The sequence below is a fragment of the Kribbella sp. NPDC050470 genome (genome assembly GCF_044458365.1).
In the GTDB taxonomy this organism is placed as follows: Bacteria; Actinomycetota; Actinomycetes; order Propionibacteriales; family Kribbellaceae; genus Kribbella.
On the sequence record NZ_JBITHV010000017.1, the window covers coordinates 114,519 to 136,502 of the forward strand.

General features: G+C 69.1%; 17 protein-coding genes and 1 pseudogene. 12 read left to right on the plus strand and 6 right to left on the minus strand.

Annotated elements, in window-relative coordinates; all coding sequences use genetic code 11:
* Nucleotides 1–34: 34 nt before the first annotated feature.
* Entirely contained in the window at nucleotides 35–2,032 is a 1,998-nt protein-coding gene (locus ACIBGM_RS41130) for an ATP-dependent DNA helicase (protein WP_360526200.1), read from the plus strand.
* Nucleotides 2,029–3,000 carry a non-homologous end-joining DNA ligase gene (gene ligD / locus ACIBGM_RS41135; RefSeq protein WP_360526197.1) on the plus strand — a complete coding sequence of 324 codons (972 nt, stop codon included), beginning with the start codon at nucleotides 2,029–2,031 and terminating at the stop codon, nucleotides 2,998–3,000. The genes ACIBGM_RS41130 and ligD overlap by 4 nt, the downstream gene beginning before the upstream one ends.
* Nucleotides 3,001–3,311: 311 nt before the next feature.
* On the opposite strand, the gene ACIBGM_RS41140 is transcribed toward ligD, so the two are convergent.
* On the minus strand, nucleotides 3,312–3,818 hold the full coding sequence (locus ACIBGM_RS41140) for a glutathione peroxidase (RefSeq protein WP_360526194.1): 507 nt from the start codon (nucleotides 3,816–3,818) through the stop codon (nucleotides 3,312–3,314).
* 48 nt (nucleotides 3,819–3,866) lie between these two features.
* Entirely contained in the window at nucleotides 3,867–4,643 is a 777-nt protein-coding gene (lexA, locus tag ACIBGM_RS41145; RefSeq protein ID WP_360526191.1) for a transcriptional repressor LexA, read from the minus strand.
* 353 nt (nucleotides 4,644–4,996) lie between these two features.
* Here lexA and ACIBGM_RS41150 point away from each other — a divergent pair, with 353 nt between their 5' ends.
* Nucleotides 4,997–5,518, plus strand: coding sequence for a LysM peptidoglycan-binding domain-containing protein (locus tag ACIBGM_RS41150; RefSeq protein WP_396388633.1), 522 nt, complete (start codon nucleotides 4,997–4,999; stop codon nucleotides 5,516–5,518).
* 19 nt (nucleotides 5,519–5,537) lie between these two features.
* Here ACIBGM_RS41150 and ubiG read toward each other — a convergent pair whose 3' ends face one another.
* Entirely contained in the window at nucleotides 5,538–6,314 is a 777-nt protein-coding gene (ubiG, locus tag ACIBGM_RS41155; protein ID WP_396388634.1) for a bifunctional 2-polyprenyl-6-hydroxyphenol methylase/3-demethylubiquinol 3-O-methyltransferase UbiG, read from the minus strand.
* A gap of 33 nt (nucleotides 6,315–6,347) precedes the next feature.
* The gene (locus ACIBGM_RS41160; RefSeq protein ID WP_396388635.1) at nucleotides 6,348–6,917 is read right to left on the minus strand and encodes a GNAT family N-acetyltransferase; all 570 of its coding nucleotides are present in this window, start codon (nucleotides 6,915–6,917) and stop codon (nucleotides 6,348–6,350) included.
* A gap of 72 nt (nucleotides 6,918–6,989) precedes the next feature.
* Between ACIBGM_RS41160 and ACIBGM_RS41165 the strand changes: the two genes are divergently transcribed.
* Nucleotides 6,990–7,589, plus strand: coding sequence for a TetR/AcrR family transcriptional regulator (locus ACIBGM_RS41165; RefSeq protein WP_396388636.1), 600 nt, complete (start codon nucleotides 6,990–6,992; stop codon nucleotides 7,587–7,589).
* Here ACIBGM_RS41165 and ACIBGM_RS41170 read toward each other — a convergent pair.
* Nucleotides 7,572–8,522, minus strand: coding sequence for a nucleoside hydrolase (locus ACIBGM_RS41170; RefSeq protein ID WP_360526177.1), 951 nt, complete (start codon nucleotides 8,520–8,522; stop codon nucleotides 7,572–7,574). The two genes, ACIBGM_RS41165 and ACIBGM_RS41170, sit on opposite strands and share 18 nt — an antisense overlap.
* 97 nt (nucleotides 8,523–8,619) lie before the next feature.
* On the opposite strand from ACIBGM_RS41170, the gene ACIBGM_RS41175 reads away from it, so the two are divergent.
* The gene (locus ACIBGM_RS41175) at nucleotides 8,620–10,485 is read left to right on the plus strand and encodes a glycerophosphodiester phosphodiesterase (protein WP_396388637.1); all 1,866 of its coding nucleotides are present in this window, start codon (nucleotides 8,620–8,622) and stop codon (nucleotides 10,483–10,485) included.
* Between the two features lie 24 nt (nucleotides 10,486–10,509).
* Here ACIBGM_RS41175 and ACIBGM_RS41180 read toward each other — a convergent pair whose 3' ends face one another.
* Complete coding sequence (locus ACIBGM_RS41180) at nucleotides 10,510–11,193, minus strand: GntR family transcriptional regulator (protein WP_396388638.1); 684 nt, start codon at nucleotides 11,191–11,193, stop codon at nucleotides 10,510–10,512.
* A 453-nt stretch (nucleotides 11,194–11,646) separates the two neighbouring features.
* Here ACIBGM_RS41180 and ACIBGM_RS41185 point away from each other — a divergent pair, with 453 nt between their 5' ends.
* The 7 genes and pseudogenes from ACIBGM_RS41185 to ACIBGM_RS41215 all read left to right on the plus strand — a co-directional run bounded on the left by ACIBGM_RS41185 (nucleotide 11,647) and on the right by ACIBGM_RS41215 (nucleotide 21,938).
* Nucleotides 11,647–12,402: a carbohydrate ABC transporter permease gene (locus tag ACIBGM_RS41185; RefSeq protein WP_360526168.1), complete on the plus strand. Its 756-nt coding sequence runs from the start codon at nucleotides 11,647–11,649 to the stop codon at nucleotides 12,400–12,402.
* A gap of 1 nt (nucleotide 12,403) precedes the next feature.
* The gene (locus ACIBGM_RS41190) at nucleotides 12,404–14,119 is read left to right on the plus strand and encodes a glycoside hydrolase (protein WP_396388639.1); all 1,716 of its coding nucleotides are present in this window, start codon (nucleotides 12,404–12,406) and stop codon (nucleotides 14,117–14,119) included.
* Nucleotides 14,119–15,503, plus strand: a pseudogene (locus ACIBGM_RS41195) (aldehyde dehydrogenase family protein). Before ACIBGM_RS41190 ends, ACIBGM_RS41195 begins: the two are co-directional and overlap by 1 nt.
* Nucleotides 15,500–16,447: a dihydrodipicolinate synthase family protein gene (locus tag ACIBGM_RS41200; RefSeq protein ID WP_396388640.1), complete on the plus strand. Its 948-nt coding sequence runs from the start codon at nucleotides 15,500–15,502 to the stop codon at nucleotides 16,445–16,447. Before ACIBGM_RS41195 ends, ACIBGM_RS41200 begins: the two are co-directional and overlap by 4 nt.
* Complete coding sequence (locus tag ACIBGM_RS41205) at nucleotides 16,444–18,129, plus strand: dihydroxy-acid dehydratase (protein WP_360526156.1); 1,686 nt, start codon at nucleotides 16,444–16,446, stop codon at nucleotides 18,127–18,129. Before ACIBGM_RS41200 ends, ACIBGM_RS41205 begins: the two co-directional genes overlap by 4 nt.
* A 314-nt stretch (nucleotides 18,130–18,443) precedes the next feature.
* Entirely contained in the window at nucleotides 18,444–18,938 is a 495-nt protein-coding gene (gene nrdR, locus ACIBGM_RS41210) for a transcriptional regulator NrdR (RefSeq protein ID WP_360526153.1), read from the plus strand.
* Between the two features lie 102 nt (nucleotides 18,939–19,040).
* A complete protein-coding gene (locus ACIBGM_RS41215) occupies nucleotides 19,041–21,938 on the plus strand; it encodes a vitamin B12-dependent ribonucleotide reductase (RefSeq protein ID WP_396388641.1) in 2,898 nt (965 codons plus the stop codon).
* The last annotated feature ends 46 nt before the right edge of the window (nucleotides 21,939–21,984 follow it).

A 21,984-nucleotide genomic window follows, 5' to 3' on the forward strand; every position in this document is an offset into this window, starting at 1 on the left:
GGACCGGAAATCTGTCCGTGCCGCGGGCTAGGGTGTGGCGGTGGGAGTCGACGTACGCGAACTGCTCGAAGCCGCTGTCTCCGGAATCAACGGTCAGACCCGGCCTGGTCAGGTGGAGATGGCCGAGGCCGTCAACACCTCGATGCATGACGGCTCCCACCTCCTGGTCCAAGCCGGCACCGGCACCGGCAAGTCGCTGGGCTACCTGGTGCCCGCGCTGGTGCACGCGATCGAGGACCGGCGCGTCGTCGTCTCCACCGCGACCCTGGCGCTCCAGTCCCAGCTGGTCGACCGCGACGTGCCGGCGCTGCTCGACGCGACGGAGAAGCTGCTGCCACGCCGGCCGAAGTACGCGATCCAGAAGGGTCGCAACAACTACGCCTGCCTGCACCGGATCCGGGAGGGCGCGCCGGACGACGACGGCATGCTCATCGACGTGCCGCCGCCGGGCCAGATCGGCCAGCAGGTGCTGGAGTTGCGCGACTGGGCCGAGCAGCAGCTGGTCGACGGCGAGGCCGGCGACCGCGACCACGCGCCCTCACACCAGTACCAGGCCTGGCAGCAGGTCGCGATCGCGGCTCGCGAGTGCCTCGGCGCGCAGAAGTGCCCGTACGGCGAGGAGTGCTTCGCCGAGAAGGCCAAGGACGAGGCCCGCAAGGCCGACATCGTCATCACGAACCACGCGCTGCTGTCGATCGACGCGTTCGAGAACCGCACCGTCCTGCCCGAGCACGACGTCGTCATCGTCGACGAGGCCCACGAGCTGCCGGCCCGGGTGACCGGCGCCGCCGGTGACGAGCTGTCGCCGCAGATGGTCGAGCGCGCCGCGAAGCGGGCCCGCCGGTTCGTGGACGACGACAAGGCCGACGACCTGATCGACGCCTCGGACGCGCTGCGAGCCGCGCTGGACGGGACCCGCGAGGGCCGGATCGAGCCGTCGAACGCGCCTGTGCTCGAGGCCGCCGCGCTGGTCCGCGACGCCGCCCGCGCGCTGTACTCCGACCTCAACAAGAAGTCCGACGACAAGGACGACGACCCGGACGGCGCCAAGCGGCAGTCGAAGGGCGCGGTGAAGGAGATCTTCGACGTCTCCGAGCGGGTGGCCGCGCTGAGCGACGCGGACGTCGTCTGGATGGTCGATCGGGACCGCTTCGGACGCGAGCTCCGGATCGCTCCGCTGACGGTCGCCGGCCTGCTGCGTGAGCTCGTGCTGAAGGACCGCACCGCCGTGCTGACGTCGGCGACGCTCACACTCGGCGGTGACTTCGACGCGATCGCCCGGCAGGTGGGTCTGCGGCCGGCGGACAAGCTGGCTGACGACGACGAGATGCCCGACCTCGGCGAGACCTCGGAGACCGGTCCGCTGCCGTGGCGCGGGCTCGACGTGGGTTCCCCGTTCGAGTACGAGAAGCAGGCCATTCTGTACGTCGCCAAGCACTTGCCGCCGCCGCATCGCGACGGGCTCGGCCAGAAGCAGTTCGACGAGATCATCGACCTGGTCACGGCCGCCGGCGGCCGGACGCTAGGCCTGTTCTCGTCCCGCCGGGCCGCCGAGGCCGCGACTGCCGCAGTCCGGGAGGCGACCGACCTCAAGGTGCTCTGCCAGGGCGACGCGCAGTTGGGGGAGTTGGCCCGCGAGTTCGTCGACGACCCGGAGACGTCCCTGTTCGGCACGCTGTCGTTGTGGCAGGGCATCGACGTGCCGGGCTCGACCTGCAACCTGGTGATCATCGACCGGGTCCCGTTCCCGCGCCCGGACGAGCCCCTGATGGCCGCTCGCCAGCGCGCCGTCGACGAAGCGGGTGGGAACGGGTTCATGGCCGTCGCCGCCACGCACGCCGCGCTGCTGCTGGCGCAGGGGACCGGGCGGCTGATCCGCCGCAGCTCCGACCGCGGCGTGGTCGCCATCCTCGACCCCCGCATCGTCACCCAGCGGTACGGCGCCTTCCTGCGCGCCTCCTTGCCGCCGATGTGGCCGACCGCCGATCGTGAGAAGGTGCTCGGCGCGTTGAAGCGGTTGCAGGCGACATGAGTCCGGTGACCAGCCCGCCGGTGCTGCCGATGATGGCGGCGCTGGGGGAGATGCCGTCCGGCGCCGGCTGGTCGTACGAGATGAAGTGGGACGGCATCCGGGTGATCGCCGAGGTGGACGACGGCGTCTGCCGGTTGTGGTCGCGCAACAGCCGGGACGTGTCCGGCGGGTACCCCGAGCTGATCGGTGTTGCGCAAGCACCGGGGCTGCGGCTGCCCGCCGTACTGGACGGCGAGATCGTCACCCTGGACGAGAACGGCGCGCCGTCGTTCGGCCTGCTGCAGCGGCGGATGCACGTCCGCGACCCACGGCAGCTGCGGCACCTGATCACCGAGGTGCCGGTGTCGGTGCGGCTCTTCGACCTGCTCCGGTTCGACGGCAAGTGGTTGCTCGACGCAACGTACGACGACCGGCGCGGGCTGCTCGACTCACTCGACATCGGCGACCCGTTCTGGGAGACCCCACCGGCGTACGACGACGGGGACGCGGCGCTGGAGCTGTCCGCGTCGACCGGGCTCGAAGGCGTGGTCGCGAAACGCCGGAAGTCCCGCTACCTGCCGGGCCGGCGCAGCGCGGACTGGATCAAGGTCAAGCCGGTGAAGACCCGCGACGTCATCCTCTGCGGCTGGCATCCGGGAGAGGGGAACCGGGTGGGCAAGATCGGCTCGTTCTACTGCGGCGCCTACGCCGAACCCGGTGGTGAGCTGCTCCTGATCGGCAAGGTCGGGTCGGGCCTCGACTTCGCCACGCTGGACATGCTCGGCACCGAGCTCGCCGGCCTCGAGATCGACCGCCCGGCGTTCGATCCGGCCACGATCCCGACGTCCGACCGCCGGATCGCGCACTGGCTCGACCCGGTCCTGGTCGCCGAGGTCACCTACTCCGGCTGGGCCGCCGACGCCCGCCTCCGCCATCCCGTCTGGCGCGGTCTCCGCCTCGACGTCGACGCCGACACCGTTGTGGTCTGATCCGCTGCCCCTGATCGGTCTGGTCTGATCCGCAATTGCCGCGCGACACGCCGATGCGCGTTCTCGTCTCAGTAATTGGACATCACGGGCGAATGCACGCGAATGTGCGTGTGCGCGGGGAGAAAGTCCGGCGGAGCCTGCCCGGGGAAATTGTCCGGAATGCGGCGAGAATTCCTGTGCCGGTGCGACGGATGGTGTTCAGGTGTCTCATTGCCGGGAAGATTCCAGGCAATGCCGGCAGGAACTCTGGTGCTTTTTCACGTCAACTGCTGCCGGCTGCGGAATCGCCGCCACGATTCCGCCCGGGTGAGTCAGTCGTTCGCTTCCCGGGAGGGTGCGGGAACCGCGAGGGCCGCCTCGATCTTGTCGGCCAGCTTCTCGGGGGAGTGGGTCGGCGCGTACCGTGCGATCACCCCGCCGTCCCGCCCGATCAGGAACTTGGTGAAGTTCCACTTGATCCGCCCGCCCAGCAGGCCGCCCTGCTCACGCTTCAGCCAGTTGTACAGCGGCAGCGTCTTCGAGCCGTTGACGTCGATCTTGGCGAACATCGGGAACGTGACGTGATAGATCGTCGAGCAGAAGTTCGCGATCTCGTTCTCGTCACCAGGCTCCTGGTGGCCGAACTGGTCGCAGGGGAAGCCAAGCACCGAGAAGCCCTGACGCCGGTACGTCTTGTAGAGCTTCTGCAGTCCGGTGTACTGCGGGGTCTGGCTGCACTGCGACGCCGTGTTCACCACCAGGAGCACCTGGTCGCGGAAATCGGCAAGCGACTGTTCATTGCCTTCTATCCGCCGTGCGCTGAAGTCATAGACAGTCATGACTCAATGCTGACACGACACGCCCGACTTCGCTCGCCGTCTGACATGTCAGACTCGGCGCAGAACTGTTACGACCTTTCCGAGAATGATCGCGTCCTTGCCGTCGATCGGTTCGAACGCTTGGTTGTGTGGTAGCAGCAGAATCTCGGTCTTGGTCTTCTTGAACGTCTTCACGGTCGCCTCGCCGTCGATCATGGCAGCGACGATGTCACCGTTGTCCGCGGTCGGCTGCTGGCGGACCACGACCCAGTCGCCGTCGCAGATCGCCGCGTCGATCATCGACTCACCCTTGACCCTGAGCATGAACAGCGTGCCCTCGCCGACCATGGCCTTGGGTAGCGGGAAGACCTCCTCGATCTCCTGCTCGGCAAGGATCGGGCCACCGGCGGCGATCCGGCCGACCACCGGCACGTAGGCCGCGTCCGGGTGCACGTCGCCGGCGCCGGTCTCGTCGTACGTCGTCTGGCGCACCGGGCCGAGCGTGGACCGGCGGGCGGCGGCGTCGACCTCGCCGGGGTAGCGGACCTCGATCGCGCGCGGCCGGTTCGGGTCGCGGCGGAGCAGGCCCTTCTGCTCCAGCACACGGAGCTGGTGCGACACCGAGGAGGAGCTAGTCAGCCCGACCCGCTCGCCGATCTCGCGCATCGACGGCGGGTAGCCGCGGCGGTCGACGGAGTCGCGGATGACGTCCAGGACCCGGCGCTGGCGCGGGGTCAGGCCGGTCGCGTCGGCCGGGCCGTCGGGCAGCTCGGTCACGGTCTGCTCCGTGACGGTCTGGTCCGTGGACTCCTCGTCCTTGCTGGAACCGCTCGGCGTCCTGGCCATCGGTGGTTGCTCCTCGGGTCGGGCCGGCGGTCCGCCGGCCGAGCTTGCTCGACTGACATGACCGTAGACCGAATCCTGAGATTCTTCAAACATCTGTTCGAAGGCGTGTCGGTTCGCACGCCTGTTCGTGTGTCCGGTTATAAGGCGCGCGCGACCCTGGGGAATTTCCTGGGCGTGTCCCGGTTGGAGGTGGTTGCGCGACAGGCACTGCTCGGTTAATCATTCGTACAGGCGTTCGATCGAACAGGTGTTCGGACCGGGTCGCCGCCGGAGTCTTCGGAAACTGTCGGAGGCGGCCGGTAGACAGGGATCGACACCGCAGGACGAGGTCTGAACGAGGTCTGGAGGATCCGATGAGCACAGCGGCGACAGGCGCGGCGGCGCTGGTGACCGACGGCGCGACGGCCTTGGCGCCGACGGCTCCGGTCCGGCGCTGGTCACCCGAGACGGCCCCTGAGGCCCGGCCGCGCCGCCGGTCACGGATTGCCGGCACGACGACCGAGCGGCTTCCGGTCCGAGCCTGCTCGGGTGACGAGATCGGTCGCCACCATCCGCGCGAAGCGGCCGCCGAGGCGCCGCTGCGCTTGACGCACCGCGGGCGGATGCTGCTCACCGCGCTGTCGGTGCTCGTGTTCGGCTCGGCCGTCGTCGTGCTGGGCCTGCGGATCACCGGCGTCCTCGAGCCAGGTCCGAACTTCACGCACACCGTCCCGGTGCAGGTGGCGCCCGGCGAGTCACTGTGGTCGATCGCCCAGGAGACGAATCCGGCCCAGGATCCCGCCATCGTGGTCGAGAGGATCGCCGACCTGAACAACCTGGCCACCGCCGCCGACGTGGTCCCCGGCCAGACCCTGCAGATCCCGATCGCCCGCTGAGCGCGGCCCAGGCTGACCGTCAGGCCATCTTGACGGCGTAGCCCATGTAGGAGACCGAGGTGTCCTTCACCTCGCCGACGTCCATCGAGCGGCTGAGCTGTCCGAAGCTGATCCGCCCGCGCCGCGCCTGGGCGAAGTTCCACACCAGCGCCGCCTTGTTCGACCGCGGCCCGAGGCCGGTGATCTCGCCGAGCCGCATCCGGTGCCGGCGCAGCACTTCCTCGAGTTCGGTCGGCTTGATGAACAGTTCCCAGGAGTGCAACTCGGTGTCGACGACCCGGGTCAGGCGCCACTCCTGCATGACCTTGATCGCCAGCATCTTCGACGCGCCGGTCCGGTTGATCGTGTCGAACAGGTAGACCCCGCCCGGCTTCAGAATCCTGGCGGTCTCGCCGATCACGCGGTCCAGGTCGGAGATGTGTTCGAGAACGTCGCAGCAGTACGCCAGGTCGAAGGTCTCGTCGCGCAGCGGAAGCCGCTCACCCGTCGCGACCGCGTAGCCGATGCCGAGCCTGCCCGAGTCGGCGTGCCGGCGCGCGGTCCCGACCGAGACCGAGGACGGGTCGACGCCGGTCACCGCGCACCCGAGCCGCGCGAACTCCTCGGCCAGGAAGCCGCCACCGCACCCGACATCCAGCGCCCGCAGCCCGGCCGGCTCCAGCGCGACGCGGTCCAGCACAGCGCGGAAGTACGCGAACCGTCCCGGTGTGAAGCTCCCGTGCAGCATGTTCAGCGGATTGGCCTCGTCCCACCAACTGTCGCCGATCCGGTTGTAGATCTGGTTGTCGATCCCCACAGCAACCACCCCCGACACCAGTAAACCAGCAGGTCAGGAGCGGGTACGGCGCCATTCGTCCGCCCGCAGCGCGTAGACGTACTCGCTGGCCCACTCGCCCTTGAAGAACGCGCACTCGATGAGATGCCCCTCCCGGCGCATCCCGAGTCGCTCGAGCAGGATCGCCGAGGCGGTGTTGCGGTCGTCCAGAATCGCGCAGATCCGGTGCAGCCCGAGCTCCTCGAAACCGAGCCGCAGGACCTCGCGCGCCGCCTCGGAGGCGTACCCCTTGCCCTGGTAGTCGGTGTGCAGCGCATACCCGATCTCGCCCTGGCGATCGGTGTCGCTCGCCCACTTCAGCAGCACCTCACCGATCACCGTGCCCGTCTCGCGGAGCTCGATCGCGAGCACGAGCCACTGGCCCGGCTCGGTCAGCGCGTCCTGGGTGAGCTTGGCCTCGAGCGCCTTCCGGGTCTGTTCGCGATCCCGCACCGGCCACGGCGTGTACCGCACCACCTCCGGTCGCGAGTGGAACGCGAACAGGTCGTCCAGGTCGTCCATCCGGTGCGGCCGCAGGTCGAGCCGCTCGGTGCGCAGCGGATAGGTCGGGTGTAGTCCAGGCACGGTGCCGTCCTTCGGAGTAGGCTGTCTAACGACATTAGACAGCCCGGCAGGGTCGGCCGACAACGAGGTTTCGTGACCGAACGACGTCATCCTTCGTCGCACACCGCGGCCGGCATTTCGGTGAACGCGATCGCCGACGCGGCGCTGGCGGCCATCCGGACCGACGGTGTGAGCGGCCTGACCATGCGATCGGTGGCCGAGCGCCTCCGGGTCCGCGCGCCGTCCCTCTACCACCACGTCCGGAACAAGGATGAGCTGCTCGACCTGGTCGCCCGGAACGCCTTCGACCAGTTCGTCGCCGCGGACCGGACGGCGTACGACGAGGTCCGCAGCGTCGACGACTGGATCGCGGTGACGACGGCCGGCGCGCTCGAGTTGCGCGACTTCTACGCCGGTCACCCCGGTCTGGCCGGACTGATCCAGGCCAAGGCAACGCCCGATCGCGACCAGGGTGACGGATCGCGCGCGGAGCTAGTCCGCACGCAGATCCGGTCCCTTGTCGCTCTCGGCGCACCGGAGTCGCAGGCGCGGGCCGTCTTCGAGACCAGCGCGCACTGGACGCTTGCGGCCGTGGTGGCCGAGCCGACCGAACCCGATCGCTTCGCCGCCGGCCTCGACCTGTTCATGGCCGGCGTCCGCGCCCGGCTGATGGAGCTACTTGACCGTGCCTAGCCAGAGATCGACGTACCGCGCGCTGTCCACCGCCGTCGCCACCTGTACGACGGTCGGCGAAGGCCCATGTGGATCGCTGGTGAGGTCGGCGGTCCAATCGCGGGTGTCGACGATCGTCCGCCCGCGCGACCAGCTGCCGGACAGCTCGACCCGCAGCGGGAACGCCTGGGTGGTGAGCCCGGCCGGATCGATCACCGCGCAGACCGCGCCGCCGTCGCCAATGCTCGCACCTTCGGCCGCGTACAGCTCGCTGCGCTTCTCGATCAGCTTCCGCGCCAGCTCGGCACTCGGTGAGCCGCCCAGCGACCGAGCCTGGTCGAGCGAGATCACCACGTCGTAGAAGACGTCCAGCCCGTACATCGTCACCGGCACGCCGAGCTCCGCGGCAGCGGTGAGCACGACGGCCGCCGCCTCCGGGTCGGTCCAGATGTTGAACTCCGCCGAGGCGGTCGCGTTCCCGATCCCGGCCGCGCCACCCATGAACACGATCTCGCGGAGACCCGCCGCCGCGTCCGGGTAGGTGCGGAGCAGCAGCGCGATGTTCGTCATCGGCGCGAGTGGGATCAGCGTCACCAGCTCGCCTGACGCGGCGGCTGCCCGCAGCATGTCGCGGAGTAGCTCGACCGCGTGGCCGGCGCCCGCCGTACGTGTGGAACGCGGCCAGTCGAGGTTGCCGAGGCCGTCGGCGCCGTGCACGTGCGGCGCGTTGCGGACGGGTTGGAGCAATGGCACCGCGGCTCCGGCTGCCACCGGCACGTCTGGGCGTCCGGCAGCGTCCAGGACGGTCAGGGTGTTGGCCACCACGTCGTCGAGCCCGACGTTGCCGCCTACACACGTCACTGCCTTCAGGTCGAGCTCGGGGTGGCGGGCGGCGAGCAGGAGAGCGCAGGCATCGTCCAGCCCGGTGTCGACGTCGAGAATCACCGGTTTCATGCCGCCATCCTGACCCATCAGCGGATCCACCCGGCGTTGGCGGTTAATTCATCACACGCTCTGGTTCTGTTGGTGCCGGTTTCCTACGGTCCTGGCCATGATGCTCATGTCACGCCGCCCCCGTGCAGTACTGGCCGCGCTCGCCACTGGAGCCACCATTACCGCCTTCCTGGTCGCACCGACAGCCGTCGCCGAGCCGTCTGCCATGCCGTTGGCCGACCCCACGCCGACGGTCAAGGAAACCTTCGACGGTACGACGTTGCCCGCCGGCTGGACGCCCGTCGAAGGCACCTGGAAGGTGCAGAACGGCCGCCTGGTCGGCACCTCGGCCAGTTCGAGCCAGCAGAGCCGGATCACCTTCGGCACCCCGCTGACCGACTTCCGGATCGAGGGCCACCTGCGCTTCGAGTCCGCCCTCGACGCCGGCCGCTGGGTCGCGTTCGGGCTCGACCTCGCCCCGAGCGGCGCGGTCCCGTGGTCGATCGCGACACTGCGGAACGGCTCCACCGCCACCAACGGTCTCGAGTTCGCCCAGCGCACGCCCACCAACACCTGGAACGTCACCGACACCGCCGCCGCGCCGATCCAGGTCGGTGTCGGCAAGGAGGTCGCCGTAGCCGTCGAGGTCCGCGGCACCCGCGCCACCTGGTACGTCGACGGCCGCGAGTCGCTGCGCACCACGATGGTGAACCGCAGTACGACGGGCGTGCAGGGGCTGGTCGTCAACGGGGCGACCGTCTCGTTCGACGACCTGACTGTAACGCCGCTGGCGAAGGAGTCGTTCATCCGCAAGCCGGGTGCACCGCTGCGAGTGTGGGCACACCGCGGTGGTTCGTCGGCCGCTCCGGAGAACACTGCCGCGTCGGACGAGGTCGCGCGCCGCGCCCGGGCCGAGTGGATCGAGAACGACGTCCAGCCGACGAAGGACGGCGTACCGGTGATCCTGCACGACACCACGGTCGACCGGACCACGGACGGCGCCGGCGCGGTCCGGTCGCTGACCGCGGAGCAGGTCGCCGGACTGGACGCCGGGTCGTGGTTCGCTCCCGCGTACGTCGGTCAGCGCGTGCCGACTCTGGCGTCGCAGCTCGACGGACTCAAGACGCGAGGCGGCAACCTGCTGCTCGAGATCAAGGGTGAGCACACGCGGGCTTCGGTCGAGCGGATCGTGCAGGAGATCCACAGCCGGGGGATGAGCAGCCGGGTGTTCGTGCAGAGCTTCGAGCCGCAGCACCTGCGGTGGGTCCGTGAGCTTGCGCCGGAGCTGCCGCTCGGCCTGCTGCGGTCGACGCTCGACCCGGATCCGGTCGCGATCGCCAAGGACCTGGAGCTGTCGGCGTACAACCCGTCCGACGCCGCCTTCCAGACCCGGCCCGGAATCGTCGGCGAGCTGCACGCGGCCGGGGTCGCGGTGAACGTGTGGACCGTGGACGACGCGACTCGCTGGAACGCGCTGGAGAAGGCCGGCGTCGACGGCATCATCACGAACCGCCCGGCCGAGCTGGCCGGCTGGAACGCCGCCTTCGCGCAGCGGGTCAAGCCGGCCGCGACCATCCTCAGCCCGGCGGCGGGGGAGCGGGTTGACCGCGCCCAGCAGCTGCGCGTTGCCGTCGGCAACAACTCCGCGGAGCCACTGGCGATCACCCTCGACGGCGCGTCGATTGTCAACGGTTCGATTGTCGACACCACGACGCTGATGGCCGGCAAGCACGTGCTGAAGGCGACCGTCGCCGGCTCGACGGTCGAGAGCAGCTTCGACGTGATCGCGACCCCGACCGGGCTAGCCAACCTGATCCTGACCTCCGGCGCCACCCCCTCGACGGTCTCGACGATGGCGACGCTGCTCGGTCAGAAGCGGTACGCCGCCCTCGCCACGTACGCGAACACGCCGGCGGCTCGCGGCCTGACCGCCGTACGCCGCCAGCAGATCATCTCCGAGGCGACCGCGCTCGCCACGCGCTGACGCAAGCCCCGCCCGTCGCCGCGCTCAGCTGTCGTGACGCGCGGCGATGAGGCGGTGGTAGGCGCCGGTGAGGTGGTTGTCGATCGCCTCGGCGGCGGCCGTCGCGTCGCCGCCGGCGATGATGTCGCGGATCGCCTTGTGCTCGGCGTACGCGATCTCGTGGAAGTCCGGCCGGGCGACGTGCCGCGAGTAGAGGAACATCGCGACCTGGCTGCGGATCTGCTGCCACGCCCGGTCCAGCCGGGCGTGCGCGGCCGCCTGGTACAGCACGTCGTGGAACGCGAAATCCAAGTCGAGCGCAGTCTGCGGCTCGTAGTCCGGCCCGAGCGCCCGCATCTTCTCGAGTACGTCGTCCATCGTCGCCAGGTGGGCGTCGGTCAGCCGGGGGAGTGCCCGCTTGACCGCTAGCTGCTCCAGGCTCAGCCGGAGCGTGTAGATCTCCTCGACGTCCTCGTCGGTCAGTGCGATGACCTGAGCGCCGCGGTGTCGGCGCAGCACGACGAGACCCTCCCGCTCGAGCTCGATCAGCGCCTCGCGGATCGGGCCCCGGCTCATGTCGAGAGCGGTCGCCAGCTCGCCCTCGGGCAGGTGCTGGCCGGGCGCGAGCGCGCCGCTGACGATCATCTGCCGCAGCGCCGGTACGACGGTCGCCCACAACGCCGGGCTGCGCTCGGCCTGCCGGGCGAGCTGATCGAGCGGTCCAGCCACGGTCGTCCTCCATCGGTGTAAATGGTCGATTGTTAACCATTGACTTTTGACAACGCCGAGACCAGGCTAGCCGGTAGACCCCCACACGGCGAGCCCCCGCCGGAGACCCCGGCCTCGTGCTCACCGCGCCGGCTCGGCTGCCCTTCCATTCCCCGTTCGACCTCGACTCACGTCAGAGGGAGACCCCGTGCTGCCCACCTACCGCCCGAGAAGGCTCACGACACCGACCAACAGCAGACCAGCAGGCCCCACGCATCCACCCAGGATCTCCAGACGGCGGGCACTCGCCCTGGGGGCGGGGAGCGCCGCGGCGCTGGCCGGCTGTTCCTCGCCGTTCGACGACACGACCCGGGGTGGTGGACGGGTGCTGGAGTTCACCACCTTCTACACTGGCCCCGACGGCGCCCTGATGCAGACCATTGTTGATACAACAGCTGCCAGGACGACGTCGTCGTGCGGTTCACCGCCCCCGCGTACGGCGGTGACTACCTGACCAAGATCCTGACCGCCTCGCTCGCCGGCGCCCCGCCCGCGATCATCGCGCTGCACAGCTACGAGATCCCGCCGCTGCGCCGGTTCCTGCACACCATCGACTTCAGCACGGTCGTCGCCGTGGTCTCCACGGTGCTGGCGCTGCTGGTCTGCTCGATGGCCGGGTACGCGCTGGCGAAACTGCCGTTCCGCGGCAACGCGGCCGTCCTCGGGTTGCTGCTGGCAACGATGCTGATCCCGGGCGAGGTCGTGCTCGTCCCGCTCTTCCAGCAGTTCCGCGAGCTCGGCCTGCTGAACACGTATGGCGCCCTGGCCCTGCCACACATCGTGTCGCTGCTCGGCGTCGTCCTCGTCCGGCAGTTCATCGTGAACCTCCCCGACGACCTGATCGACGCTGCTCGGGTCGACGGCGCCGGAGCGTGGCAGACGTACCGGCACATCGTCGTACCGCTGATCCGCCCGGCCCTGGCGACGCTCGGGATCCTGGTGTTCCTGGGCAGCTGGAACGACTTCCTCTGGCCGCTGATCTCGACCAGCTCGCCGAGCATGCAGACCCTTCCGCTCGCGCTCGTCACGTTCCGGTCCGCGTACGGCGACGTCGACTACGGCGTCGTGATGGCGTCGGCGGCGCTCGCGATCACTCCACCACTGCTCGTCTTCTTCCTCGCCCAGCGATTCATCATCGCCGGAATCAGCACCACCGGACTGAAAGGCTGACATGACCCAGAACGCCTCTCCCAGCGACGTTCAACGTCTTCCGTACGCCCCTTCCGACCCCTCCGCGATACCGCTGCGCACGGCTCGCGTCACCGTCGACGCGTCCTCCGATGCCGGCGTTCTCGACCGGCCGTGGGCCAGCCTCGGGTACGACGAGATCAACTGGACCTACACGCCGCAGGGCCGCCGGACTTTGCAGACAATCGGACGATTCGCGGAGACGCCGTACCACGTCCGGCCGCACAACATCTTCAACAGCGGGACCGGTCTCGGGCTGCCGCATTGGGGGAGCGGCAACGTCTACCACGAGGACGCGGACGGCAAGCCGTACTACGACTTCACGATCGCCGACCTGACCTACGACGCGATCGTCGGCTCCGGCCACCACCCGCTGGTAGAGCTCGCCTTCACCCCGCTCGCCCTGGTGCCCGAGTCCGCCAAGGAGGAGTTCCCGTTCGAGAACAGCCCCAGCCAGTACAGCGCCTACGAGGCCGGCTGGTGGTCGTACCCGCCGAAGGACTACGCGAAGTGGGGCGGCCTGGTCGCGGCTCTCGTCGAGCACTGCCCGGAGCGGTACGGCGCCGACGAGGTCAAGCACTGGCTCTGGGAGCTCTGGAACGAGCCGGACATCTCCTACTGGCGCGGCACGCCGGAGCAGTTCCACGACCTGTACGACGTGACGGTCAAGGCGATCCGCGACGTCTACCCGGAGGCGCGCGTCGGCGGCCCGGCCGTGACCGGCGGCGACCGGGGCGCGGTGTTCCTGCACGGCTTCCTGCAGGCCTGTGCCGAACGCGACCTGCCCGTCGACTTCGTCTCCTTCCACACCAAGGGCTCGCACTTCACGCCGTGGCGGACCTACGGCCCGATCGGTGCGCCGGCGCCCGAGCAGCAGTCGCCGTCGACGCCGAAGATGCTCCGCGAGATCGACCGCGCCCTGCGTGTCATCGAGCAGTTCCCGCAGTACGTCGACGCGCCGGTGATCGTGGACGAGTGCGACGCCTCGGTGCCCGCGCACTGGGGCATCTACGACAACGCGAACTTCGCCTACCGGAACAACGAGTACTACCCGGTGTTCCAGGCGAAGCTGATGAAGAAGGTGCTCGACCTCAACGCGCAACACGCCGCGAAGGTGCACGAGGCAACCACCTGGAGCTTCTCGATGGAGGGCGAGCGCTACTTCGAGGGCACTCGAAGCTTCGTCACCGCGTCCGGGATCGAGAAGCCGCTGATGAACGCCTACCGTGCCTTCGCCCACCTCGGCGACCGGCGCCTGGCCGCGACCTCGGACCGGTCGGTGGACATCTCCGACATCAGTGCCCTGGGCAACGGGCTGGCGGAGGAGGTCGACGTCATCGCGAGCCGCAGCTCGTCCGACGGCAGCGTCGCGGTCCTGGTCTGGCGGCACGCCGACGACCAGTACGCCGATGGCAAGGAGGCGACCCGTGTCGACCTCCAGGTCGACGGGCTCGAGACCGGTGCCTGGACCGTGCAGCACTACCGGATCGACCACAGCCACAGCAACAGCCACACCGTCTGGGAGGACCTGGGCGCGCCGCAGGACCCGACCCCTGAGGAACTGGAGAAGATCACCGCCCGGCAGGGACTCGAGCGGTTCACCGATGACGACGAAGTGCAGGTCGACGGCGTGCTTGGTTTGCAGTTGGAGCTTCCACTCCCGTCGCTGAGCCTCGTGATCCTGACCAAGGTGGCCTGATGTTCATCGGTGGTGTCTGGCGCGAGGCGTCGGACGGCCGGACCATCGACGTACTGAACCCGGCCACCGAGCAGGTCGTTGCCCAGGTTCCCAATGCGTCGGACGCGGACCTGGACGACGCCCTTGCGGCAGCCGCGTCCGGCTTCGCGGTCTGGCGTCTACGGCGCCTGCCGACCGGGCCGACGTACTCGATCGGGCCGGTCGGCTGCTGCTCGAACGGGTGCCGCAGATCGCCGTGATCCTGAGTGAGGAGCAGGGCAAGCCGATCGCGGAGGCCGAGGCCGAGGTCCGGCAGTCGGCGGAGTACTTCAGCTGGTTTGCGGGTGAGGCGGTCCGGTCGTACGGGCGGTTGTTGCCGACGGCACCGGGTCGCCGGTCATGGGTGGAGCGGCGGCCGGTCGGACCGGTCGCCGCCTTCACCGCCTGGAACTTCCCGGCTTCCCTGCCCGCTCGCAAGCTCGCGCCGGCGGTGGCTTTCGGCTGCAGCATCATCGTGTGCCCGGCGATCGAGGCGCCGCGTACGGCGGGTGCGCTCGTGCAGGCGTCGACGGACTCGGGTGTCGCCGATGGCGTGGTCAACCTGATCACGGGTGATCCGCCGCGGGTGAGTGAGCGGCTGATCGGGTCGGACGTGATCGCGAAGATCACGCTGACCGGGTCGGTGCCGGTCGGTCGGACGCTGGTGCGGCTGTCCGCCGAACGGCTGCAGCCGTTGACGCTCGAGCTCGGCGGTCATGCGCCGGTGCTGATCTTCGACGACCTGTCCGCCGACCAGCTCGGGCGTGCGGCGGACGCAGTGGTCCGGGCGAAGTTCCGGAACGGCGGGCAGGTGTGCATCTCACCGAGCCGGATCTTCGCGCAGCGGTCGATTGTCGACAATCTGATTGCAGGCGTGCTGGAGCGCGTCGACGGGCTGGAGATCGGCCCGCTCGCCAACGCGCGCCGGCGGGATGCGGTCGCCGCGCTCGTCGAGACGAGTGGGGCCAAGGTGCACTCCGGTGGGGTGCGGCCAGACGGTCCCGGGTTCTTCCACCCGCCGACCGTGCTCACCGACATTTCGCCCGGCGCGGCGGTCCTTCGAGACGAGCCGTTCGGGCCGATCATGCCGATCCTCCCGTTCGACGACCTCGAGGACGGGCTGGCCCAGGCGAATGCGGTGCCGTACGGCTTGGCGGCGTACGTGTTCACGGCGGACCTGCAACGCGCCGACGCCGCGGTCGCCGGGCTGGATGCGGGCATGATCGGTGTCAACGAGCTGGCCCTGGCGTCCGCGGCCTCGCCGTTCGGTGGGGTGAAGCTGTCCGGCTACGGCAGGGAAGGTGGCACCGAGAGCCTGGAGGCGTACACGGTGGCCACTGCGGTGACGACGAGAGGAGCTCCATGACGTTGGATCCCGGGGTGTGGGGTGTGCTGGCGACGCCGTTGACGGCGGACGGCTCGGCCGTCGACACCGAGTCGCTGGCCCGGCAGGTCAGGCACTACGAGGCGATCGGCGCGACCGGGCTGACCGTGCTCGGTGTCTTCGGTGAGGCGGCCCGGCTGACCCCGGCGGAGCGGCTCACGGTGGTGGAGACCGTTGTCGCGTCCGGCGACCTGCCGCTCGTGATCGGAGTCAGCGCACTCGGGCTCGAGGAGGTGTGTGCGGAGGCCGCGAACGTCTTGCCTGCAGCGGGATCTCGCCTTGCCGGACTGATGGTTCAAGTGAACTCCAGCGATCCGGGGGCCCTGAGCAATCACCTCAATGAGGTGGCCGACCGCACCGAACGGCCGCTGGTCGTCCAGGACTACCCGGTGATCAGTGGTGTTCCGATCGCGACCGCTGACCTGGTGGCCGCCGTACGCCGGGTCCCGTCTGTGGTTGCGGTGAAGTCCGAGTCGTCCCCGAGTCCACCTGCTGTTGCCGAGCTGGTTGCTGGACTCGACGTGCCGATCTTCGGCGGTCTCGGTGGCACCTGTCTGCTCGACGAGCTCGCCGTCGGCGCGGCTGGTGCGATGACGGGCTTCTCCGTTCCGGAAGGGCTCCTTGCGTGCGTGAAGGCCTTCCGGGACGGCGGCTTCGACGCGGCGCGGGACGTATGGCGCGACTACCTCCCACTGGTCAACTTCGAGTTCCAGGCCGGGATCGCGTTGGCCCTGCGCAAACGCAGCCTGGTCCTGCGCGGCCTGATCGCCCACGACACCGTCCGCCCACCCGCCGCCACACCCCCAGAAACCATGCTGCGCCTCCTAGCCGAACACCTCCACCGCACACCGTCCGTCGCCCTCCCTCCACCACCCGAACAACCCACCCCCTCAACATCCCCCGAGCGAAGCGAGGGGTTGCTTTGAGTGGTATCTACCGGGGTCTCGTCAGCTACGGGGACCGGGACTTCTCTCGGTTCCTGCGACGCGCCTTCCTGCACGCGAGCGGGCGGTCACCGGAGTCACTGGACCGTCCGGTGGTCGGCATCGCCACCTCCACCAGCGACTTCAACCCCTGTCACCGGCAGCAACCGGAGCTGGTCCAGTCCGTCGCCCGCGGCATCATCGCGGCCGGCGGGCTGCCGATGGAGTTCCCGACCATCTCGCTCGGCGAGAGCTTCCTCGAACCGACCGCGATGGTCTACCGCAACCTGATGGCGATGGACGTCGAGGAGCTCGTCCGGGCCCAGCCCATGGACGCCGTCGTACTCGTCGGCGGCTGTGACAAGACCGTGCCGGCCCAGCTGATGGGCGCGTTCTCGGCCGGTAGGCCTGCGATCCAGCTAGTCACCGGCCCGATGTCGACCGGCCGGCACCAGGGCGAGCGGCTGGGTGCGTGCACCGACTGCCGCCGGTTCTGGGCCCGCTACCGGGCCGGTGAGGTCTCCGACGCCGAGATCGGCCGGGTGGAACGCAACCTGGCCACCACTGCCGGAACCTGTGCGGTAATGGGGACCGCCTCCACGATGGCCTGCATCGTAGAGGCGCTTGGCATGGCCTTGCCGGACAGCGCTGCCGCACCAGCTGTCCACGCCGACCGCCTACGCATCGGCGAGGCAACAGGCGCGGCAGCCGTGGCGGTTGCCGAGGCAGGCCGTACGCCGGACCAGGTAGTCACGGCCGCCTCCGTCCGCAACGCACTGCGTGTGCTGCTGGCGATTGGCGGGTCCACCAACGCGCTGATCCACCTGACCGCAATGGCCGGACGGCTCGGTCTGCCGATCGATCCGGATGAGCTGAACGAGCTGAGTGAGACCACACCGGTCCTGGTAGAGCTCAAGCCGACCGGTGCGCACTACATGGAGGATCTACATGCTTCTGGCGGACTACCCGCCGTACTGCATGAGCTGAGGGACCTCCTGGACCTGTCTGCCCGCACTGTGACGGGCGAGACGCTGGGGGAGCGGCTTGGCTCCGGGCCCACCTGGGTGGATCGAGAGGTGGTGCGGCCGCTGGACGCGCCGAGCCGCGAGAAGGGCGGACTGGTCTGGTTGCGCGGCTCGCTGGCGCCGTCCGGTGCGCTGATCAAGCGGTCTGCTGCTGATCCCGCTCTCTTCGAGACCACTGGGCGCGCTGTGGTCTTCAGCTCACTCGAAGACCTCGCAGCCCGCGTCGACGACCCAGACCTCGACGTCGAGGCGTCCGACGTACTGGTGCTGCAGAACGCCGGCCCGCTCGGCGCCGGCATGCCCGAGGCCGGGTACTTGCCCATCCCGGCCAAGCTGGCGCGGTCCGGCGTACGGGACATGGTCCGGATCTCCGACGCCCGGATGAGCGGTACGGCGTACGGCACGATCGTGCTGCACGTGACGCCGGAGGCCGCGCTCGGCGGGCCGCTGGCGCTGGTCCGCACGGGCGACCGCATCCGGTTGTCCGTGTCCGAGGCAGGCCTCGACCTGCTCGTCTCGCCCGAAGAGCTGGACGAGCGCCGGGCAGAGCTGCCCAAGCTTGACACGCCACCGGTGACCGGCTACCGAAAGTTGTTCCGCGACCACGTTCTGGGAGCGGACCAGGGCTGCGACTTCGACTTCTGCCGACCTGCCTCCTGACCCCTGCGAACGCCCCAGCGACTGTCCTGCGCTGACCCCTGCGCGGCCCATAGTTTGCGCCTCCAGGGGGTCATTGCGGCGACGCCACGCGGGACTACACGGGGCCGCGCGAGTGTTGGAACGAAGAGACGCGCGCGGGATTCGGGCGTTCTTGCAAACTGTCGGAGCAGCGATCTAACATCCCTAGATGTAGTGGTTACACGGGTGTAATTTTCCACAGGTAGTGGTCAGTTGCACACAGCTTCTACACAAGTTGTCCCCAGGCAGATCCACAGGCCGCCGCAGTGACGGCCTCACGGGAGGAGTGATTCGTCGTGCACTGTCCGTATTGCCGGCACGCCGATTCCCGGGTTGTGGACAGCCGCGTGGCCGAGGACGGCGGAGCGATCCGCCGCCGCCGGCAGTGCCCGGTCTGCGAGAAGCGGTTCACCACTGTGGAGCAGATGCAGCTCACGGTCGTGAAGCGCTCCGGCGCGACCGAGCCGTTCAGCCGGGAGAAGGTCATCAACGGAGTCGGCAAGGCCTGCAAGGGCCGGCCGGTGGACGTCGACGCGCTGGCCCGGCTGGGGCAGCGGGTCGAGGACGCGCTCAAGGCGAGCGGCTCGCCGGAGGTGCCCGCGCACGAGGTCGGACTCGCGATCCTCGGGCCGCTGCGGGAGCTCGACGAGGTCGCCTACCTGCGGTTCGCGAGCGTGTACCGGCAGTTCGAGTCCGCCGACGACTTCGAGACGGAGATCGCGCTGCTGCGGGCGGAGAAGGAGCCGGAAGGCACCGAGCCGCGTCCGCTGAAGCCGACCCAGCAGACATAAATCGGGGAACCAGCAACACCACGCAGTACCAGTGGTTGAGCAGTACCAACGGGGCGGTCCCGACAGACCGCGGCAGTGCAGACAATTGGGCGAGGAGCAACCATGACAGAGACGGTGACCGGCCACTCGGGGTCGACCAAGAGGTCGGCGGCCGGGTTCCGCGGGCGCAAGAGCGCCCCCGCGGGACTCACCATCGAGCGCATCTTCACGACCGAGGGAGTACATCCGTACGACGAGGTGACGTGGGAGCGCCGCGACGTCGTGCAGCAGAACTGGAAGACCGGCGAGACGGTCTTCGAGCAGCGCGGGGTCGAGTTCCCCGACTACTGGAGCGTGAACGCCTCCACGATCGTCACCACCAAGTACTTCCGTGGTGCGGTCGGCCACGACAACCGCGAGTGGAGCCTCAAGCAGCTGCTCGACCGGGTGGTCAAGACCTACCGCAAGGCCGGCGAGGAGCACGGGTACTTCGCCACGCCGAAGGACGCGGAGGTGTTCGAGCACGAGCTCACCTGGATGCTGCTGCACCAGTACTTCAGCTTCAACTCGCCGGTCTGGTTCAACGTCGGGACGTCCTCGCCGCAGCAGGTGTCGGCCTGCTTCATCCTCGCCGTCGACGACTCGATGGACTCGATCCTGAACTGGTACAAGGAAGAGGGCCTGATCTTCAAGGGCGGCTCCGGCGCCGGCCTGAACCTGTCCCGGATCCGCTCGTCCAAGGAGCTGCTGCAGTCCAGCGGCGGGACGGCCTCCGGCCCGGTCTCGTTCATGCGCGGCGCGGACGCCTCCGCCGGGACGATCAAGTCCGGCGGCGCCACCCGGCGGGCGGCCAAGATGGTCGTGCTCGACGTCGACCACCCCGACATCGAGGAGTTCGTCGAGACCAAGATGCGCGAGGAGGAGAAGATCCGGGTCCTGCGCGACGCGGGCTTCGACATGGACCTCGGCGGCCGCGACATCACCTCGGTCCAGTACCAGAACGCGAACAACTCCGTGCGCGTCACCGACGAGTTCATGCGCGCGGTCGAGGAGAAGGGTGAGTTCGGGTTGCGGGCGCGGCTGGACAACTCGGTGATCGAGACCGTCGACGCGCGTGAGCTGTTCGACAAGATCTCCCAGGCCGCCTGGGCCTGCGCCGACCCGGGCCTGCAGTACGACGACACCATCAACGACTGGCACACCACGCCGGAGACGGGCCGGATCACCGCGTCCAACCCGTGCTCGGAGTACATGCACCTGGACAACTCGTCCTGCAACCTGGCGTCGCTGAACCTGATGAAGTTCCTCCGCGACGACGACTTGTTCGACTCGGAGAAGTTCGTCAAGGCGGTCGAGCTGATCATCACCGCGATGGACATCTCGATCTGCTTCGCCGACTTCCCGACCGAGGCGATCGGCGACACCACCCGCGCGTACCGGCAGCTGGGCATCGGCTACGCGAACCTCGGTGCGTTGCTGATGGCAACGGGGCACGCCTACGACTCCGACGGTGGTCGCGCACTGGCGGGCGCTATCACCTCGCTGATGACCGGCACGTCGTACAAGCGCTCCGCCGAGCTGGCCGGCGTCGTCGGGCCGTACGACGGCTTCGAGCGCAACAAGGACGCGCACACCCGGGTGATGCGCAAGCACGCCGCGGCCAACGACGCGATCCGGACCATGCACGAGATCGACAAGGACGTCCAGAAGCACGCCACCGCGGCGTGGGACGCCGTGCTGAAGGTCGGTGCCAAGAACGGCTGGCGCAACGCGCAGGCCTCGGTGCTCGCGCCGACCGGCACCATCGGCTTCATGATGGACTGCGACACCACCGGCATCGAGCCGGACTTCTCGCTGGTCAAGTTCAAGAAGCTGGTCGGCGGCGGCTCGATGCAGATCGTCAACCAGACGGTGCCGCGGGCGCTGCGGCAGTACAACTACACCGAGGAGACGATCGAGGCGGTCGTCGAGTACATCGCCGAGCACGGCCACGTCGTCGACGCGCCCGGCCTGAAGCCGGAGCATTACGAGATCTTCGACACCGCGATGGGCGAGCGGGCCATCAAGCCGATGGGCCACGTGCGGATGATGGCGGCCGCGCAGCCGTTCCTGTCCGGCGCGATCTCGAAGACGGTGAACCTGCCGGAGACCGCGACGGTCGAGGAGATCGCCGACGTCTACTTCCAGGGCTGGAAGCTCGGCCTGAAGGCGCTGGCCGTCTACCGCGACAACTGCAAGGTCGGCCAGCCGCTGGCGGACGCGAAGGCGAAGAAGGCCTCCGCGGCGGAGGCTGTTGCGGCCGAGGCCGCGGTGGCGGAGAAGATCGTCGAGAAGGTCATCGAGTACCGGCCGACCCGCAAGCGCCTGCCGAAGTCGCGGCCGTCGCGGACCACGTCGTTCAGCGTCGGTGGCGCCGAGGGCTACATGACCGCCGGTTCCTACCCCGACGACGGCCTCGGCGAGGTCTTCCTGAAGATGGGCAAGCAGGGCTCGACCCTGGCCGGGGTGATGGACGCCTTCTCGATCGCGATCTCGATCGCGCTGCAGCACGGTGTGCCGCTGGAGACCTACGTCCAGAAGTTCACCAACCTGAAGTTCGAGCCGGCCGGCCTGACCGACGACCCGGACGTCCGGATGGCGCAGTCGATCATGGACTACATCTTCCGCCGCCTGGCCCTGGACTACCTGCCCTTCGACGAGCGGGCCGCCCTGGGCATCTACTCCGCGGAGGAGCGGTCCCGCCAGCTCGACACCGGCTCCTACGAGCCGGCCCCGGTCGAGATCTCCGAGGCCGAGTCCCTGAAGTCGGTCGAGCCGGCTCCGGAGCCCGCGGTCGAGGTGGTCGAGGCGGCCGCTGCCAAGCCGGTCAAGGGCGAGGCGCGGACGACGGCCGAGATGTTCGAGCTGATCACCGGCACCTCGGTGGACGCGCCGCTCTGCTTCACCTGCGGCACGAAGATGCGCCCCAGCGGCTCCTGCTACGTCTGCGAAGGCTGCGGCAGCACCTCCGGCTGCAGCTGATCCACCCGCTCGGCAGCCTCAGCTGCCTGGTCGGCACCAGCCGACC

Excerpts from the sequence above, each read along its gene's own strand:
- ligD (WP_360526197.1), top strand. The coding sequence starts at position 2,029 with ATGAGTCCGGTGACCAGCCCGCCGGTGCTGCCGATGATGGCGGCGCTG.
- ACIBGM_RS41140 (WP_360526194.1), bottom strand. The coding sequence starts at position 3,818 with ATGACTGTCTATGACTTCAGCGCACGGCGGATAGAAGGCAATGAACAG.
- lexA (WP_360526191.1), bottom strand. The coding sequence starts at position 4,643 with ATGGCCAGGACGCCGAGCGGTTCCAGCAAGGACGAGGAGTCCACGGAC.
- ACIBGM_RS41150 (WP_396388633.1), top strand. The coding sequence starts at position 4,997 with ATGAGCACAGCGGCGACAGGCGCGGCGGCGCTGGTGACCGACGGCGCG.
- ACIBGM_RS41170 (WP_360526177.1), bottom strand. The coding sequence starts at position 8,522 with ATGAAACCGGTGATTCTCGACGTCGACACCGGGCTGGACGATGCCTGC.
- ACIBGM_RS41175 (WP_396388637.1), top strand. The coding sequence starts at position 8,620 with ATGATGCTCATGTCACGCCGCCCCCGTGCAGTACTGGCCGCGCTCGCC.
- ACIBGM_RS41190 (WP_396388639.1), top strand. The coding sequence starts at position 12,404 with ATGACCCAGAACGCCTCTCCCAGCGACGTTCAACGTCTTCCGTACGCC.
- ACIBGM_RS41200 (WP_396388640.1), top strand. The coding sequence starts at position 15,500 with ATGACGTTGGATCCCGGGGTGTGGGGTGTGCTGGCGACGCCGTTGACG.
- ACIBGM_RS41215 (WP_396388641.1), top strand. The coding sequence starts at position 19,041 with ATGACAGAGACGGTGACCGGCCACTCGGGGTCGACCAAGAGGTCGGCG.